Below are 16,717 nucleotides of genomic sequence, written 5' to 3'. Positions count from 1 at the left end.
TACGCATCACCGGCGCGGGGGGCTTGAGCGCCGGTTCAGACCGGTACCGGGGCGCGCCTGCGGACACTTATCAGCAACCCGACCGTCAGCAGGGCCAGCGCCAACATCCCGATGATGCTAAGGTTTTCCCCCAGGATCACCGCCCCCAGCACCCCACCGACACCGGGAACAGCGGCCAGGATCGACGATGTATTCGCGTTGCCGATCCGGCGTGAAGCGTGTGCGATAAAAAGCAGTCCGATCAGGTTGGGCACGAAACCTTGGTAAATCGCTTGCAACAGCAATGGCCCCATCGGTGCCTCGGCCAGCCCTGACGGCAGCCAGATCGCCCAGATTGGCAGATAAAGCGCGGCATTAACCACGGTGCCGCAAAAGATGATCTGCATCGCGCTAAGCTGCCATCGTTCTGAAAGAATGACGTAGAACGAGAAAAATACCGCGCCGATGACAAACAGGATATCACCGATCCAAGCCGTTTCGGTGGTGGTGGTCGTGCCATCCCATGCGAGGACAACCGCGGAAACCAGGATCAGCGCAGCACCCACTATTTGCCGCGGGGTCGGGTTTTTGCGCAGCAAGACGATCCCGATCACAATCCCGACGAGCGGCAGTATTCCATTCATGAAAATACCGCCGTGCGACGCAGGTGCATAAACGAAACCGTTAAAAACGCTTAGAATATAAACCGGGCCTAGAATGAACGACAGGATCGCAATTTGCACAAGGGCCATGCCCCGCCACGGTTTATAGTAAAGACATAGCGGCACAGCCACGAGCGACGCCAACCCGTATCGCATCGCGGCCAAGTCATAAATCGTAAGCCCGCTTTGATTTGCGACGCGGCTTACGATCAGCCAAAACGACCAGACAAACACGATAGACCATGCTGCGGCATAGCCAGAGACTTGGGACGGAGAGCTGGGTGTCATCTGCTAAGCCAATTGTTGTTGATACCATGCCCGACATCAGTAGGAACTGCATGAGAGACGCGCAAGGGCCGCTAAGGTTGAACGCACCAGCACCAACATGCCCCCAAGCCGAATTGAGGTCCTGATTTGTGCCCCGCCCAGCTTTGTTCGGTAACGTCGCCCGCACGACACGGTCATATGCAAACACGGAATTTATCCAACGGAAAAAAGCGCTTGGACACTGGGGCAATAGTATTGACGTTACTCGCAATCTGTTAAATAGAAAGCTTTGCATCGCCTTCACGTAATAACCCGATATGCCAATCCCACCCGTCACCGACGGTCCAGTTCAGCCGCATTTATTCTTTATCGTCCGTGATCGACGGCAGAAAACCTTAAACCCGCATATATGAGATCATTTTCTGAACGCGTTGGCACGAACCGTCTGAATTCTGGCGGCTACCCCCCCGTAACATATTGAACTTCTTCCAATTTTGTGAATTCTGCACTGCAGCAATCTTCAGGAATCATTATTGATGTATCGACATAACAAGTTCGGCTCGCTGTCGCGTCGGTCTTTTCTACAGGCTAGCGGTTCCGCGCTGGCTGTCACCGCGCTGTTATCGTCGCAAACCAATGCAGAGTCAGTCCAAACATCCCCAACCGCTGTGCCGTTTTCATTTGAAAGTCTGGTCCAGAATGCACGGCAACTGGCATCGCAAACCTATACACCGCCTGCACAGGTCGGGGCACCTTTCACCGATCTCGATTATGATGATTACCGCAATATCCGCTTTCGGGAACGTCATGCGCTCTGGGCTGGTCCGGCCGCCAGGGCGGTCATGCATGCTTATCATCCTGGGTGGCTTTTTGACAGCACGGTCGCCTTGTTCGACGTAGCCGATGGGATGGCTCAGCCGCTTCGGTTTTCATCGGACGACTTCATCTACGGTGATGCCGCCTTGGCAAAAATTCCAGACGGGACCGAACTGCCAGGCGTTGCCGGATTTCGGATCAACACGCCTTTGAATTCCGAATTCCAGTTTGACGAAACCTTGTCGTTTCTGGGTGCCAGCTATTTCAGAGCCTTGGGCACCGGAAACCGCTATGGGTTAAGCGCACGTGGGCTCGCGGTTAACACCGCGATATCTGAACCAGAAGAATTCCCCCGCTTCTCTGCTTTCTGGCTGGAACGGCCACAGCCCGGACAGACCCAAGTGACATTCTATGCGCTGCTGCAAAGTGAATCCGTCGCCGGAGCCTATAAATTCGCCCTGACACCAGGGCAGACCACGGTGATGGATGTGAGTGTCGAATTGTTTTTTCGCAGTGATGTCGAACAGCTTGGGGTTGCTCCGCTAACGTCCATGTATCTGTTTGGTGCAAACGACCAAGGCGGATTTGACGACTATCGTCCCCGCGTTCATGACAGCGAAGCGTTGATCGTCAACACCGATCGGGAAACGCTTTATCGTGTGCTCAACAATCCCCCTCAACTGGCTAATTCGTATTTCGCGGCACAGTCGCCCCGCTCTTTCGGTCTGGTCCAGCGGCATCGGTCGTTTGACGACTATCTTGATGCCGAAGCACGGTACGAACTGCGGCCGTCGCTCATGGTCGAACCACAAGGTGATTGGGGTGATGGTACGATCCGTCTTATCGAAATCCCGTCCGATCTCGAGGGGAATGACAACATTGTGGCGTTCTGGACTTATGACCGTGGCTTCAAGGCCGGGGATCATACATCGTTTTCGTATCGCATGCATTGGGGCAGTGCGCCCGCCGGTGCGTCGTCCGATTTAGCACGGGTGGCTCGTACCTTGGCGGGGGCCGGCGGGGTTGCAGGGGTCAAACCGCAAACCGATCGCCGAAAGTTCGTGATCGACTTCGAAGGAGCCGTGTTCGCGACGCTGCCGGCCCGCGATACGGTGTCGGCAAACATAAATATCACCAACGGCACATTGGCTGGCCATGTACTTCAACGTGTCGATGGTCACGCCGATATGTGGCGCTTGGTGCTTGAGGTCACCGCAGACGGCAAACCAGCTGTCGAGTTGCGGGCAGACCTGGTGAATGATGAACGAAAGCTGACAGAAACATGGACTTATCAATGGCTGAAAGAATGAACCCCGCACGCTTCGCGGATGACACCCTAGAGGAGGTCGATTTCGCCAGTCTCGCGCCGCGTTACGCCCCCTTGGATATGCCCCGGCAAGTTCTTGAGCGTGAACAGCGCCCGTCGGTTACCTCGGTGCTGGCGCGCCTGTTCCTGCGTAACGCCTGATATGCAACGCCACCTTTGGCCCCACGCGACCCGCCGTTCCCGTATCGTGGCAATCGGCTTTGCATTGGCATGCGCGGTCGCCGCCGCAGCGACGTTGGCGCAGGCAGGGTTGAACTCCGGTTTTGACATCTGGGACGTCATGGCTGTCGCTTTGATTGCCCTGACGACGGCGTGGCTTGCCTGGGGGGCAGCCCAGGCATTTTTGGGGTTGGCCGCCCTTGAACCCATGCCTGCTTTGCCGCTTGGGTCTACGGATATCCCAGCCACTGCAATTCTTGTTCCGGTCTGCAATGAAAACCCGGTCGAACTCTATGCCCGCCTTGTTGCAATGCGGCATTCAATGCAGGAACAGGCCCTGCCGGTCGATTTTATCGTTCTGTCGGACACACACGATCCTGCTGCGTTAAAGCTGGAACGCCTGGCGTTGGCCCCGCTGTTTTCCGAAACCACTGCCCTCAACCGATTTTTCTACCGCAACCGCAAGGATCGGCACGGACGCAAGGCGGGCAACGTGGAAGACTTCATTCGCAATTCGGGCGGTGCCTACGAATACGTTGTCATTCTGGATGCCGATAGTCTGATGGAAGGGAAGACCATCCAGCATCTTGTGGCGCGTATGCAGGCCGATCCCGGTCTCGGGCTGTTGCAAACCCTGCCCCAAATCTTTGGCGCTTCATCCATGTTCGGACGTGCCATGCAATTTGCGGCGAGCTTTCATTCGGCGGTATTTGCGCGGGGGTTGGCGCGGCTTCAAGGTCGCGCAGGTCCGTTCTGGGGGCACAATGCCATTGTGCGTGTCCGTGCGCTTGCCCAGTGCTGCGCATTACCCGAACTGTCAGGGCCAGCCCCTTTTGGCGGCACCATCCTGAGCCACGATTACGTCGAAGCGGCGCTGCTGGTGCGGGGCGGATGGCGTGTCGAGATGGATCCCCGGATCGGCGGTTCATACGAGGAAGGCCCCGATAACGTGTTGGCCCACGCACGGCGCGATCGTCGGTGGTGTCAGGGCAATCTACAACATATCCGTCTGCTGGCTGCACCCGGTCTTCACGGGTGGAGCCGTTTTGTTTTTGTCCAAGGGATATTGGCTTACCTTGTATCAGTGGCGTGGGGCGCGTTTCTGGTGGTTTCTTTGCTGGCGACGGCCACCAACAGCAATCCGAATTACTTTCCAAATGCCTATCAATTGTTTCCTGTGTTCCCCGATGACAAGACGTTCCAGATTGTGGCGCTTGCCTTTGGTATCGGGGGTCTGCTTCTGCTGCCCAAGATCGCCATCTACATCGAAGCAGTCGCCGTTGGCCGCGCTTCGGGGTATGGGGGGGCGTTGACCGCGCTCAAGTCTGTGGGTGCCGAAATCCTTTTGACGGCAATGATCGCGCCGCTGATGCTGATGTATCAAGGTCGCGCCGTCTTTGAAGTGTTCGCGGGCAAGGATGGCGGCTGGCCTGCAACCGCGCGCGGCGAAGGTCGGTTGAGCTTTGGACAAAGCTGGCGGGCCGGTCGCTGGATTTCACTGTTCGGGATCGGCGCGACAGCGCTGATCTATGCGGTGGCCCCTGATCTTATGCTATGGTTGCTGCCGGTCTCTGTCCCGATGTCGGTTGCGCCCGCTCTTATCGCGATAACATCCCGCCCTTTGAAAAGCAGCGTATTTTCGTCCCCGCATGACTTGCATGTGCCGCCTGTTATCCAGACCTACCGCGCGGCCTTGGCGCAGATCTCGGCCGAGAAAGACCCATCCTATGGAACGTTCCCCCGCTCTGTCTGATCATCCGGGCCGCCCGACATCGCGCAGCGTATCCACCCCGGTGCGTGCGCGCGATGCCCGTATTGATGCGTTTCGCGGGTTGGCGCTGATCATGATTTTAATTGATCATATGCCGGGAAACCCGTGGGAGGCGTTGACCATACGCAATATCGGCTTTTCCGACGCGGCCGAGGCGTTTTTCATCATGTCCGGCATCGCGGCCGGCATTGCATATTCACCCGCGATCATTCGCTGGCTGAACCACGATACCCGCCTGTGGGATGCCGTGGGGCCGATGTGGAAACGAGCCTGGAAACTTTATACCGTCCACATCCTGCTGACTGTCGTTGCCATCGCCCTTTATGCTTGGGCAGCCGAGATGTTCTTGCGCGAAGAGTTCCGCATCGTCCACAATCTGGGTATTTTGTTTGACCGCCCTGGCCCCGCGATGATTGGGATGGTGACGCTTGGCTATCAGATCGGCTATGTCAACATACTGCCGACATATATGGTTTTGTTGATCATCGGTCCCATGGTAATCGCCGCCGGGCTGTACGCACCCCGCCTGACGATCCTTGCCGCCTTCGCGCTATGGCTATTCGCGGGGGCTACGCAACTGAACCTTCCAAACAATTCCGGTGGCGGAGGGTGGTTTTTCAATCCGTTCACCTGGCAATTCATTTTTGTGATCGGGTTGGTCATCGGGATAAGCCACCGGACCAACAGCCGCTTTTTCCCTTTGTCACCTTTGATGTTCAAGATCGCATTGGGTTTTCTGATCTTCGCATTCGCCTGGCGGTATATGCCTGTGCTGGGACCATTCATGAACCACAAGATGTCGCAACTCGGCGCATTGGGTGCCCCTGCAAATATCGTGACCCATGACAAATCAATGCTGGCGCTACCGCGTTTGCTGCATGCGGTTGCGCTGGTGTATGTGCTCGCTTCGCTGCCGGTCGTATCAAGAATTTGCGCACACCGCGCAGCAGCACCTTTGCGATTGATGGGAAGACAGGGCCTGCTGGTTTTCGGGCTGGGAACGGCGCTCGCGTTGTTTGGCCAGATCTTGATGGTGATCGAACCCCATGTCATGTGGCTCCCTTGGGTGCTGCCCGTGGTGGGAGCCGGACTTTGCTATGGTGCCGCTGTCATTGCTGACACCGCAAAACACCAGTTCCACAGCAAAGCCAAAGGACAGACATTCAGCACCGCCGCTCCGGTGTCCATTACTTGACCGTCCCCGGTGGTGGGAGCGAAAGAGCGTGTGGTTCAGCGGGAGGTCGCAAATTGACACTGCGCCAGCAACAGCCGGTCAAGGCCTGCCAACCCCGGTTCTGACCGGCGTTTTTCGTGCCCTGAACGAAAACAGGCGTCCGTCTGTCACGGCGAACCCCAGGCCAATGATGGCAAACCCGATCCAGGCATCAAGCTCCATTCTTTCACCAAGAAACAGCGCGCCAAGCCCAATGGCGAACGGTGGGATGAGCAAGGTGACAAGCAATAGATTGGCGGCTCCGGCGCGCCCCAGAATGGTGAAGTAAAGCACAAACGCCAATGCTGTCGACAACGCCGCCATACCTAACAGGGCACCCCAAACCTGTATTGAAAGTGCAAATTGCGGCGGACCGTCAAACACGAATACAATGGGGATCATCAACACCGTACTGCCGGTCAACATGCCCAAGGCATTCATAAGCGGTGGCTGGCCAGCAAGCGCAATTTTTGCCCACACACCTGCAAATGCGTAACACAATGTCGCTCCGAGGACGGCGAGCTGTGCAAGATTGCTGAGGCTGAAATTGGTCAACGCCTCTGGTCCCATGATAAAGGCCACGCCCGCGACACCCAAGGCTGCGCCCACAATCTTCTTCATTGTCAAAGGCTCGTCCGGCAGCAAAGCCCCTGCTACAACGGCCGCAAACACGGCGGTGGTGCCGTTCAGGATCGATACCAGTCCGCTGTCAATCTGCGTCTGTCCCCAAAATATCAAGGAAAACGGAATGGCATTGTTAAGTGCCCCCATGACTAGATATGCGCCCCACACCCGCAAAGATCGTGGAATCTCAATCCCCTTGGAGAGCACGACCAACGCCAATATCGGTGCCGCCCAAAATACGCGATGCAACGTAATGGTGAGCGGCGGCACCTCGGTCAGAGCGACTTCGCTAAAGAAAAACGAGCCTCCCCAGACTGCGGCGAGCAGTACCAACATGATCGTCGATTTCAGATCCAGGGTGAGCGCCGGGGCTTTGGTCATGTCTGACGGTTCCAGATGGTTAGGTTGCTATCCTCTGGTAACCTGGCAAGCCTGCTGAAAACGACCCGATTCGTGCGGATAGGATCAAGGCCGCCCATTGCGAGGCGTCAAGCCCCGTTACCACCGCGCGCGCCGTGGTGCGTTCCCAGTGAGGGCAAGACCACATACCAACTGCCACGCCTTCCAAGTTAGCCGTTCCAAGTCGCGCTCCCCCAGAGGGACGCCCCAACCAAAAAAGGCAACGCCACCAAAACACACAGGTGGCGTTGCCTCAGATCAAACTCGTTCCCGACACTGGTTATCCTGAAACTCGTGATACTCGTTAAAAAAACAATTCTGAAGAACCGCCCGCCGCTGACGCAAACAGGGGCGGAAATACGTTATTGCGCGTAATTTTCGTATTCCTTGCGCAATAGGTTCTTTTGGACCTTGCCCATCGTATTGCGTGGTAACTCGCGCACGAAGATGAGCGCGCGCGGCTGTTTGAACCGCGCCAGTGACGTCGAGATATTCCTCAATATCTGGTCCGGCTCGGGGTTTGCGGAGGGTTTTGCGACTACTATACCCAGGACGGCTTCACCGAAATCCGGGTGCGGCACCCCGATAACGGCGCTTTCCAACACTCCGGGTTGATCGTCTATCAGCAGCTCTATTTCCTTGGGATAGATATTATAGCCACCGGAAATGATCATGTCCTTGTCACGTCCGACGATGCTGACATAACCGTCATCGTCGATCCGGCCCAAATCACCGGTGATGAAAAAACCGTTCTCGCGTAGTTCCGCAGCAGTTTTTTCGGGCATTTCCCAATAGCCCTTGAATACATTGGGGCCACGCACTTCGATCTGGCCGATCTCTCCGTTTGCAAGGGTATCACCGGTGGCAGGGTCTGTTATCTTGAGCTCAACCCCCGGCAACGGGAAGCCGACTGTCCCGGCCCTGCGTTCCCCGTCATAGGGGTTTGAGGTGTTCATATTGGTTTCGGTCATCCCGTAGCGTTCAAGAATGCGGTGGCCGGTGCGATCTTCGAAATGAACATGTGTCTCGGCCAAAAGCGGTGCTGAACCCGAGATGAACACGCGCATGTCCCGGGTCCGGTCACGGGTAAACCGGGGGTCGTCCAGTAACCTGGTATAAAACGTCGGCACGCCCATCATCGCCGTTGCGCGGTGCATGTTTTCCAGCAGAAAATCCAAATCGAACTTGGGCAGGAAAATCATCGACCCACCCGCGGCCAGCGTCACATTCACCGCCACGAACAACCCGTGGGTATGAAAGATCGGCAAGGCATGAAGCAACACGTCCTGTGCAGTAAACTGCCAAAGCTCTGCCAGGGCTTGCGCGTTCGACAGCAGATTGTTTTGGGTCAGCATAGCCCCTTTGGACCGCCCGGTGGTTCCCGACGTATAAAGGAACGCAGCCAAATCATCGCCGTCACGGTCGACCGTGTCAAAGTCTGCTGGTTGCCGGTCTGCGCGTTTAGCAAGGCTGCCGCCCTGATCTTGGTCAAGCGTTTCAAGGAACACCCCGGCGGACTTGGCCAACACTGACATTTCGGCGCGACGATGGTCCTGGCAGACAAAAAGGGCCGCACCGGAGTTTTCGACGAAATAGCTTACTTCATCAGCCGTATAACCGGTATTCAGTGGTAAAAAGACCAGCCCCGCTTGCGCGCATGCTGCATAAAGCGCAAGCGCATCCGGTGACTTGTCGATTTGGGCAGCAACCCGGTCACCGGGTCTGACCCCCAGCGATACCATCGCATGAGCAAGTTGAGCCGCCCGCGCTAGAAAATCCGCGTGGCTTAGCGATGTGCCATTCTCAAGGTGCAAGAACGGGGTGGTTTTACCTGCGTGGCGGCCAAACAGGGTCTCATACAAAGGGTTGGACATCAGATCGTTCCTTTGGTGTCGTTCTTTTTGGCAGCTCGGGCGAGCGCTTTAACATCGGTCGAGGCAGCAACGGCGAAAGAATCCGCGAAACCCTCGTGGTTCTGCGCGTTTGCCGACAAATCATAAAGATAGTTCACCATTGCCCCATATGACTGCACCTGACCGCTTTCCGATGTGTCTGCCTTGACATGTACCGCATGTACCATCGCCCCATTTCCCAGATGAAACCGAGCGACCGGATCACGCGGTGCCCCGTCGTCGCGTTTTGCGTTCAACAGGTAATGCGCCGCGAGCGATTGAAGATTGTCCGGCGTGACGGTCTCCTCGATCCCCATATCCTTGGCCCAGGCGGCCAAGCCGGGTATGGGCGAAAGCGTGACAAACGTCTTGAGACCGGGAAGCTGTCTGGAAAGATCATCCACCACTTGCTTGATCAACGAGTTGCCAAAGGAAATACCGGCCAGTCCTGCCTGACAGTTCGAGATCGAATAGAACACAGCCGTGTCGGCCTTGTCGGCATCCAGAACATCGCGCCCGTCGGCAAGAACCTTCTGGATCGATCCGGGCACTCCCTTGGTCAACGCCACCTCGACAAATATCAATGGTTCATCCGGCATCGCGGGGTGGAAAAAGGCAAAGCAGCGCCGGTCCGTAGGTTGCATGCGCCGCCGCAGATCGCTCCAGCTATCAATGGCGTGTACGGCTTCGTATTGGATGATCTTTTCAAGAATATGCGCCGGGCTTTCCCAGTTTATCGGCATCAGCACCAGAAATCCGCGATTGAACCATGATGAGAACAGATGCCTGAAATCCAGGTCCAGAGCTTCCAGACTCGGGTTTGCCCGCGCCATTCCAAGCAGGTCGCGACGCATCGCCACCAGACTGCCTGTCGCGCTTGGAACCTGATTCAGCCTGCGCACGAACTCCTGCCGCCGGGGTTCTGCTGCCTCCATATAGGCCCGGTAATTCGCCTTTGACGGGGTCGCCTCGTACATCTCCAAGGTCGCACGTACCTGAGCAGGGTCGATATCGAGATCCACGGCGAGATGCGTGAAGAACCCCAGCTTTTCGGCATCATCCATCACGGCGTAACGGTCAAGAATTTGCCGCGCGAGGGTCATGCCGCGAATTTCGCCCCGATTCCCGATAAGATCAGCGATCAGTTGCTCTATGGGGCGGCTATCCCATTTCGCACGCGATATCGCCCGCGACGGCCGGTCAAAGACGGTCGATAGCAAGTCAGCCAGCAAGCTCATACCGCCGCCCCCATAACCAGATCCGGCAGCCATGTAGCGATCCCGGGAAACAGGCACAGCAACAGGATCGCCAACACCATGCAGAGAACGAATGGCATTGATCCTGACAGGATAGTCTTGAGCGGGATATCAGGCGCGATGCCGTTGATGACATAGAGGTTCAGCCCTACCGGCGGTGAGATTAGACCGATTTCCATGTTGATGGTCAGCACAACAGCGAACCAGATCGGGTCGAAACCCGCGGTCACGATGATGGGCAGCAGGATCGGAGCAGCCATCAGAATGACCGCGACCGGCGGAAGAAAGAAACCGGCAATCAAGAGGAAGATATTGATCGCCCCCATCAGCCACCAGCGGTTGACGTCCAGCGTGCCGATCCATTCGGCGATGGACTGCGTGATGTACAGGCTCGACAACATATAGGAAAACACACCCGCCGCCGCGATGATAAACAGGATCATCACCGATTCACGCGTGCTGTCACGCAGCACCACCCATAGATCGCGCGGGTTCCATAGTTTGTAGATCACCATTGCGATCAAAAGACACAGCAGCGCGCCGACAGCCGCAGTTTCCGACGGTGTCGCAATACCACCGTACATCGCGTACAGCACACCCAGGATGATGATCAAAAATGGCAATACACGCGGCAGGATTTCAAATTTTTCCCGCCAGCTATATGCGCGTGCGGTCAGCAGCTCTCGGTCGCCGGAGCGCGCGGTGGAATAAAGCGACCAAGCCATGAACAACCCGACCAGCATCAGACCGGGCATGACGCCTGCCAGAAAAAGGCGGCCGATCGAACTTTCCGTCGCGATCCCGTATACGATCATCGTTACCGAAGGTGGAATCAAGATACCCAATGTGCCGCCAGCGGCGATCGATCCCGCCGCGACCCCATCCGGATAACCGCGCTTGCGCATCTCGGGGATGCCCATTTTACCGATCGCCGCGCAGGTTGCCGGGCTAGACCCGGACATGGCTGCAAACAATGCGCAGGCTCCGAGGTTTGATATCACCAACCCGCCCGGCACACGGGTCAACCAGCGTTCGAGCGCCTCGTAAAGATCAGCGCCGGCCCGGGTGGAGGCAATGGATGACCCCATGATGATGAACATCGGAATGGCCAGCAGAGCGAAATTATCAAGTTTGCCAAACAATATTTCGGGCATCAGCTCTAGCGAGCGGGCACCATCAAACACCAGAAGAAAGCCGGCAGACACAATAAGCAATCCGATTGCCACGGATACACCGGAAAAGAGAACGAGAATCGTGGTCAGGGCGACAAGGCCGCTAAGCGTGAGCGGATCCATCAGGAATCCTCCAGTCCGAAAGGGAGATCAATTTTCAGTACGACAGCAACCAGGTCAGCGGTCAACTGAAGCATGAGAAGCCCCAACCCGACCGGCAATGACAGATAGGGTATCCACAGACGGACCCCCCAGACCGTATCGGATTTCCAGCCGCGCTCGTAAGCAAAGTGCCAGAATTCCGCACCATACCAGAACATCACCGCGATGATCGCAATGGAAATTGTCAGCGTCAGAATACACAGATAAAAGCGCACGGGTCTGGGTAACATCAACGGGATCAGGTCAACATTTACGTGCCCCCGTAGACGCTGCACATAAGGTAGACCGATCAGCGTGGCAGCGATCACCAGATAGACCACCATCTCGGTTTGCCAGATCGTCGAATGGTTCAGAACGAAGCGCACAAAGATCATCTGGCAGGTGATGGCGACAGCCAGGACGATCATGGTGGCAGACGTCCACCCTGCCAGTGTGGAAATAGCCCCAACAGCCTTGAGAAAATAGTTGTTGCCCACGCGCGCTTGCGTGACGGTTTGGTGGCCTGTCATCAGAACACTCACATATAGGAAAGAACGGGGATGAGGCGGCAGCGCCTGCCGCCTCGGTTAAGGCTATTCGACGGCCAAGGCCATATCGAGCAGCTTTTGTCCGTCTGGCGTGTCTTCCACGAATTTCGCGTAAGACGTTTTTTGTGCCAGCGCACGCCATGCATCGAAATCAGCCTGGCTCATCGTTGCGATCTCGACGCCAGCTTCGCGGAATACATCAGCCGAAGCTGCGTCTTCCTTTTTCGCTTCCTCAAGATAGAACGCCTGCGCCTTGGCGGCGGCATCAAGCAATGCAGCTTGCTGTTCTTCGTTCAGAGCTTCAAATGTGGATTTGTTCATCAACATCGGCTGATACATGAACCACAATGCCACATCACCGGCAGGCGTATAGCATTTCACCTGTTCGTAAATGCGATAGGACACAAATGACGATGAAGACGTGTTGGCAGCGTCCAGAACGCCGGTCTGCATTGCATTGTAAATTTCAGATGACGACATGGAGGCAATTGACGCGCCGGCACCGGCCAGCATCTGTTCAAACGCCTTGCCCGCCGCACGGGTCTGAAGCCCGGCTACGTCTTCGGGCTTGGTGATACAGCCCTTGGTGCCCGCGAAGCCCCCGGCCAGATAACCGTGCACCAGCACCATCACATCATCCTGGGCCATTATTTCTTGCAAGGCCTTCATGAAATCTGAATTGTTCAACCGTGCCGCGTGATCATGGTTTTTCACCAAACCCGGCATCAACGTCAGGTTATAGGCAGGTTGCTGGCCGCCGGCATAGGAAAGCGGCAGGATTGTCATGTCCAACTGACCACGGCTTAGCGGTGTATATTGCTCGCGCGCTTTGAACAGCGACTGAGAGCCGAAAATTTTGATGTCCAGATCAACATCGGCCGCAGCCACTTCGTCGGCGACGATTTGTGCAACCTTGTTACGGACGTCCTGATTTGACCATTGGTGCGACAGGCGCAATTCTTCAGATACGGCAGCCCCCGCGACGAAAGTCGCAAGTGCCGCAACAGTGGACAGCAGTTTCAATCTCATTGTGTTTCCTCCCAGAAAGCTCGGCCCCTTTTTTACAGACCTTACAGCGCACAGTCCTGCCTGCTGGATTACAAGTCAACCTTTTTGTATACAAGAATTACATCCTTGCGTTTATTTTGGCTCGGTATATCGTTGCCGCATGAACATCCGTACCGCTGACAAAATTTCAAAAGAACTGGAACGCCTTGTTTTTACCGGCGAATTACAGAATGGAGAGCGATTGGATGAGATAAAGCTCGCTACTTTATTCGGTGTCTCACGCACCCCCGTCCGCGAAGCGATCCAAAAGCTCGCCACCTCCGGGCTTGTCCGACAAGAGCCCCGGCGCGGGGCCTTTGTCCACCAGCCCGGCCCGATGGAGCTGATTGAGATGTTTGAATTCATGGCGGAAATCGAAGCGACCTGCGGGCGATTGGCGGCCAAACGTATTTCGGAAGAGGCGCTTGCTGAGCTCGAGCTTGCCAATGAAAAATGTCAGCGCTCTCTCGATCAGGGGGATGCAGACCAATACTATCTTGAGAACGAACATTTTCACCACCTCATCTACAAGAGTGCGGGAAACGAATTTCTTGAACGCGAAGCACTGAAACTGCACAGACGGTTGAAGCCGTTCAGGCGTATTCAGCTGCACCTGCGTGGGCGTATGAAACAATCCATGGACGAGCACCGCGAAATTGTGAAAGCGCTTACCGATGCGGACAGTACCCGCGCAGCGGATACCTTGCGCGATCACGTGGCAATTCAGGGCGAAAAGTTCAATCACCTGATGACGAGCCTCAAGGACAAGTCAATTTAGCGACAGTTCGGGTGACCCGCGCACCATCCCCGCCGAACGGAACCTACCCGATGGCGTTTTCCGTTCAGAGCCCAGGACAAAGCGCACCTACGGGCTTTCGACGGGCCAGCCGTTACGTCATACGATAGAAAGCGGGTGGACAAAGAGACAAATCCTCTATGTTTTCTGCAATGCTATGGCAAAAAAAGAGAGACTTCATGACAAATTCCCGATTGGTCCCGATGGCGAAGCAAACCTGGCTTACGTTGTTCGGGGCGTTTTTAGTCGCGCTCCTTCTTTCTTTCGTACCTGCCATCGCCAACGCGCAGTCGTTTTTTACCGGGGGATCGTCAAAGACTGAGGCCCCTGCGTCAGAAAGCCCGACAGCGGATCCGGCCAACGCGGACCCGCTGGCCACGCTGCTGACAGTTCTCAAGGACGACAAGGCGCGAGCCGCACTTATTGCGGATCTCGAGTCGTCCGTCGGGGGTGCCGCCCCGACCACGACGACCGACGTACCAGTCTTGGAAAAGGTCGTGAAAGTCGCAAAAGAAGACGGCACTTCGCTTGGGCGTCGTATCGCTTTGGTGACGCAAAGGGTCGGCGAAGATACCGTAGCAACGTTGTCGGGCTTCTGGGCATCGCTCAAGGGCGGCGGCGGCGTGTTTTCCGGGCTTAGTGGGGCCGAGCTTTCTGTATTGCTCGATGCGATCCCCGGCCTGCTTACGGTTATTGCCATCACTGTCGTCTTGTTCGTGGTCCTGCGCAGGTTGGCACGTGGTCTTTACGCCCGAATGGGCCGCACTGCCGAAAACGGCGGCTTGCTTCGGTCGATCGGCCTTTTTCTCGGGTCGAACTTGCTGGACGCGCTGATCGTCGTGGTCGCATGGGCAGCGGGGTATCTGATCACAATCCTAGCTGTCGGCGATTTCGGCCAGATAGGTATCCGCCAAACCATGTATCTGAACGCCTTTTTGCTGGTAGAAATGACCAAGGTCGTCATCCGGTCATTCCTGTCGCCTATCGCTTCGGGTCTGCGGCTGGTACCGGTCAGCGATTCAGCCGCAAGATCGCTGACGCGGTACCTTAGCATCGTGGTCAGCGTCCTGGGCTACGGTCAGCTGCTTATTGTACCGATCGTGAACCAAAGCGTGAATACAGCCGCGGGTGCCGGTGTGTCGGCGGTTCTGTCGGTTCTCGTGTTGCTCTATCTGGTCTATATCGTCCTGCGCCGCCGCAAGGACGTGACGCGATGGCTGCAAAGCGAAGCGGATCCGGCCATGGCCGAAGACGCCGAAGGCGTCGACCCCGTGGTTATCCAAAAAGCCCGGAACGGATTTATCGCGCGAATGCTGAACGGCTTAGCGGGTATATGGCACTGGGTCGCCCTGTTGTATATCGCGGTAATGTTCACCGTCTTGATGACGCAATCTGCCGAAATCACGCTGAATGCCATTGTCGGGTCGGGTAAGATACTTGCTGCCATTCTTATTGCCGCCTTGCTGTCGGGCTGGTTAACCAAAGCTGTACATCGCGGCATTCCGTTACCCGAAGATATCAATGCCAAGCTTCCGTTGCTAGAGCGCAGGATCAACCGGTTTGTACCGCGCGCCTTCAGCGTGTTACGACTGATCTTGCTGGTATTGGTTCTAATGTTCACTCTGGACGTTCTGGGGATGATCGACATGCGCGGCTGGCTGGAAAGCCAGGTCGGGTTGTCGGTAACCACTGCGCTTATCTCGGTCGGGTTGATCCTGTTCGTATCCTTCGCCATCTGGCTCGCCCTGACGTCTTTCGTGGATTATAAACTGAACCCTGAATACGGTGCGATACCGTCGTCGCGTGAAACCACGCTGCTGACATTGCTGCGCAACGCGGCCACCATTGCACTGGTCATCCTGACATTGATGTTTGTGCTAAGCGAGATCGGGCTGGATATCGGGCCGCTTCTGGCCTCTGCCGGGGTGCTGGGTCTGGCGATCGGTTTTGGTGCGCAAAAGATGGTGCAGGACATCATCACCGGCGTGTTCATTCAGTTCGAGAACGTCATCAACGTAGGCGATGTGATAACCGTAGGCGGCACTACCGGCACGGTGGAAAAACTGTCTGTGCGATCCGTTTCACTGCGCGATGTGCAGGGCGTGTTTCACATGATCCCGTTTTCCACTGTGGATATGGTCAGCAATTACATGCGCGGCTTTGCATACACGGTCACGGATATGGGCATCGCCTATCGCGAAAACGTCGAAGAAGCCAAACAGGCGATGTTCGATGCATTTGAGCGGATGATCGAAAAAGAGCCCGATATTTCGACCAACGTCATCGGAGATCTGGAATGGTTCGGGGTGCAATCGCTGGGAGACAGCGCCGTTGTCCTGCGCACCCGCATCAAGACTGAACCAGGCAAGCAATGGGGCATCGGTCGAACCTTCAATGGCTACCTCAAGGCTGTATTCGACGAACGCGGTATCGAGATTCCGTTCCCGCAACAGACGATATGGCTTGGCGAGAACAAGGATGGATCGACCCAGCCTTTCAAGATCGCACCGCCTTCGGATGGGCGCAGCGAGCCTACACCCCCAAATACCCCCACAAAGGAAATCACGTCTGACGATGTTCCAGACAGTGACGATTTCGACGCTGGCCCGGATCGCTGAGCCTTATAAACGAATAAAAAGCCCGCAGTC

At 56.2% G+C, this 16,717-nt stretch carries 13 protein-coding genes; 6 read left to right on the top strand and 7 right to left on the bottom strand.

Features of this window, described 5'->3' with window-relative positions:
- Positions 1 to 35: 35 nt before the first annotated feature.
- A complete protein-coding gene (locus AC13DE_RS07045) occupies positions 36 to 929 on the bottom strand; it encodes a DMT family transporter (protein WP_483047473.1) in 894 nt (297 codons plus the stop codon).
- Between the two features lie 515 nt (positions 930 to 1,444).
- On the opposite strand from AC13DE_RS07045, the gene AC13DE_RS07040 reads away from it, so the two are divergent.
- Genes AC13DE_RS07040 through AC13DE_RS07025 form a run of 4 tightly spaced genes read left to right on the top strand, consistent with a single transcriptional unit; the run spans position 1,445 to position 6,176 of the window.
- Positions 1,445 to 3,034 (top strand): OpgD/OpgG family glucan biosynthesis protein, encoded by a 1,590-nt coding sequence (locus tag AC13DE_RS07040; RefSeq protein ID WP_483047472.1) that lies wholly within the window; start codon positions 1,445 to 1,447, stop codon positions 3,032 to 3,034.
- Positions 3,019 to 3,192, top strand: a complete 174-nt coding sequence (locus tag AC13DE_RS07035) for a hypothetical protein (protein ID WP_446306334.1) — start codon at positions 3,019 to 3,021, stop codon at positions 3,190 to 3,192. The genes AC13DE_RS07040 and AC13DE_RS07035 overlap by 16 nt, the downstream gene beginning before the upstream one ends.
- Before the next feature lies 1 nt (position 3,193).
- Positions 3,194 to 4,963, top strand: a complete 1,770-nt coding sequence (mdoH, locus tag AC13DE_RS07030) for a glucans biosynthesis glucosyltransferase MdoH (RefSeq protein ID WP_483047471.1) — start codon at positions 3,194 to 3,196, stop codon at positions 4,961 to 4,963.
- Positions 4,938 to 6,176 (top strand): OpgC family protein, encoded by a 1,239-nt coding sequence (locus AC13DE_RS07025; RefSeq protein WP_483047470.1) that lies wholly within the window; start codon positions 4,938 to 4,940, stop codon positions 6,174 to 6,176. Before mdoH ends, AC13DE_RS07025 begins: the two co-directional genes overlap by 26 nt.
- Positions 6,177 to 6,254: 78 nt before the next feature.
- On the opposite strand, the gene AC13DE_RS07020 is transcribed toward AC13DE_RS07025, so the two are convergent.
- The 6 genes from AC13DE_RS07020 to dctP form a co-directional block, all read right to left on the bottom strand.
- A complete protein-coding gene (locus AC13DE_RS07020) occupies positions 6,255 to 7,199 on the bottom strand; it encodes a DMT family transporter (RefSeq protein WP_483047469.1) in 945 nt (314 codons plus the stop codon).
- Between the two features lie 380 nt (positions 7,200 to 7,579).
- Positions 7,580 to 9,091, bottom strand: coding sequence for a malonate--CoA ligase (locus AC13DE_RS07015; RefSeq protein ID WP_483047468.1), 1,512 nt, complete (start codon positions 9,089 to 9,091; stop codon positions 7,580 to 7,582).
- A complete protein-coding gene (locus AC13DE_RS07010) occupies positions 9,091 to 10,347 on the bottom strand; it encodes a malonyl-CoA decarboxylase (RefSeq protein ID WP_446295397.1) in 1,257 nt (418 codons plus the stop codon). The genes AC13DE_RS07015 and AC13DE_RS07010 overlap by 1 nt, the downstream gene beginning before the upstream one ends.
- Positions 10,344 to 11,660 carry a TRAP transporter large permease gene (locus AC13DE_RS07005; protein WP_446295369.1) on the bottom strand — a complete coding sequence of 439 codons (1,317 nt, stop codon included), beginning with the start codon at positions 11,658 to 11,660 and terminating at the stop codon, positions 10,344 to 10,346. The genes AC13DE_RS07010 and AC13DE_RS07005 overlap by 4 nt, the downstream gene beginning before the upstream one ends.
- Entirely contained in the window at positions 11,660 to 12,208 is a 549-nt protein-coding gene (locus AC13DE_RS07000; RefSeq protein WP_446295370.1) for a TRAP transporter small permease, read from the bottom strand. Before AC13DE_RS07000 ends, AC13DE_RS07005 begins: the two co-directional genes overlap by 1 nt.
- A 63-nt stretch (positions 12,209 to 12,271) precedes the next feature.
- Complete coding sequence (gene dctP / locus AC13DE_RS06995) at positions 12,272 to 13,255, bottom strand: TRAP transporter substrate-binding protein DctP (protein WP_413842242.1); 984 nt, start codon at positions 13,253 to 13,255, stop codon at positions 12,272 to 12,274.
- 139 nt (positions 13,256 to 13,394) lie between these two features.
- Here dctP and AC13DE_RS06990 point away from each other — a divergent pair, with 139 nt between their 5' ends.
- Positions 13,395 to 14,051, top strand: coding sequence for a GntR family transcriptional regulator (locus tag AC13DE_RS06990; RefSeq protein WP_413842244.1), 657 nt, complete (start codon positions 13,395 to 13,397; stop codon positions 14,049 to 14,051).
- Between the two features lie 197 nt (positions 14,052 to 14,248).
- Positions 14,249 to 16,687: a mechanosensitive ion channel domain-containing protein gene (locus AC13DE_RS06985; protein ID WP_483047467.1), complete on the top strand. Its 2,439-nt coding sequence runs from the start codon at positions 14,249 to 14,251 to the stop codon at positions 16,685 to 16,687.
- The last annotated feature ends 30 nt before the right edge of the window (positions 16,688 to 16,717 follow it).

The organism is Sulfitobacter sp. L-8 (genome assembly GCF_056859255.1).
This window is presented reverse-complemented; position numbering and strand designations above follow the sequence as displayed.

Bases quoted from the DNA above. Each gene is read 5' to 3' on its own strand.
- AC13DE_RS07045 (WP_483047473.1), bottom strand. From the start codon at position 929: ATGACACCCAGCTCTCCGTCCCAAGTCTCTGGCTATGCCGCAGCATGG.
- AC13DE_RS07020 (WP_483047469.1), bottom strand. From the start codon at position 7,199: ATGACCAAAGCCCCGGCGCTCACCCTGGATCTGAAATCGACGATCATG.
- AC13DE_RS07000 (WP_446295370.1), bottom strand. From the start codon at position 12,208: ATGACAGGCCACCAAACCGTCACGCAAGCGCGCGTGGGCAACAACTAT.
- AC13DE_RS07010 (WP_446295397.1), bottom strand. From the start codon at position 10,347: ATGAGCTTGCTGGCTGACTTGCTATCGACCGTCTTTGACCGGCCGTCG.
- dctP (WP_413842242.1), bottom strand. From the start codon at position 13,255: ATGAGATTGAAACTGCTGTCCACTGTTGCGGCACTTGCGACTTTCGTC.
- AC13DE_RS06990 (WP_413842244.1), top strand. From the start codon at position 13,395: ATGAACATCCGTACCGCTGACAAAATTTCAAAAGAACTGGAACGCCTT.
- AC13DE_RS07035 (WP_446306334.1), top strand. From the start codon at position 3,019: ATGGCTGAAAGAATGAACCCCGCACGCTTCGCGGATGACACCCTAGAG.
- AC13DE_RS07025 (WP_483047470.1), top strand. From the start codon at position 4,938: ATGGAACGTTCCCCCGCTCTGTCTGATCATCCGGGCCGCCCGACATCG.
- mdoH (WP_483047471.1), top strand. From the start codon at position 3,194: ATGCAACGCCACCTTTGGCCCCACGCGACCCGCCGTTCCCGTATCGTG.
- AC13DE_RS07005 (WP_446295369.1), bottom strand. From the start codon at position 11,660: ATGGATCCGCTCACGCTTAGCGGCCTTGTCGCCCTGACCACGATTCTC.
- AC13DE_RS07015 (WP_483047468.1), bottom strand. From the start codon at position 9,091: ATGTCCAACCCTTTGTATGAGACCCTGTTTGGCCGCCACGCAGGTAAA.
- AC13DE_RS07040 (WP_483047472.1), top strand. From the start codon at position 1,445: ATGTATCGACATAACAAGTTCGGCTCGCTGTCGCGTCGGTCTTTTCTA.
- AC13DE_RS06985 (WP_483047467.1), top strand. From the start codon at position 14,249: ATGACAAATTCCCGATTGGTCCCGATGGCGAAGCAAACCTGGCTTACG.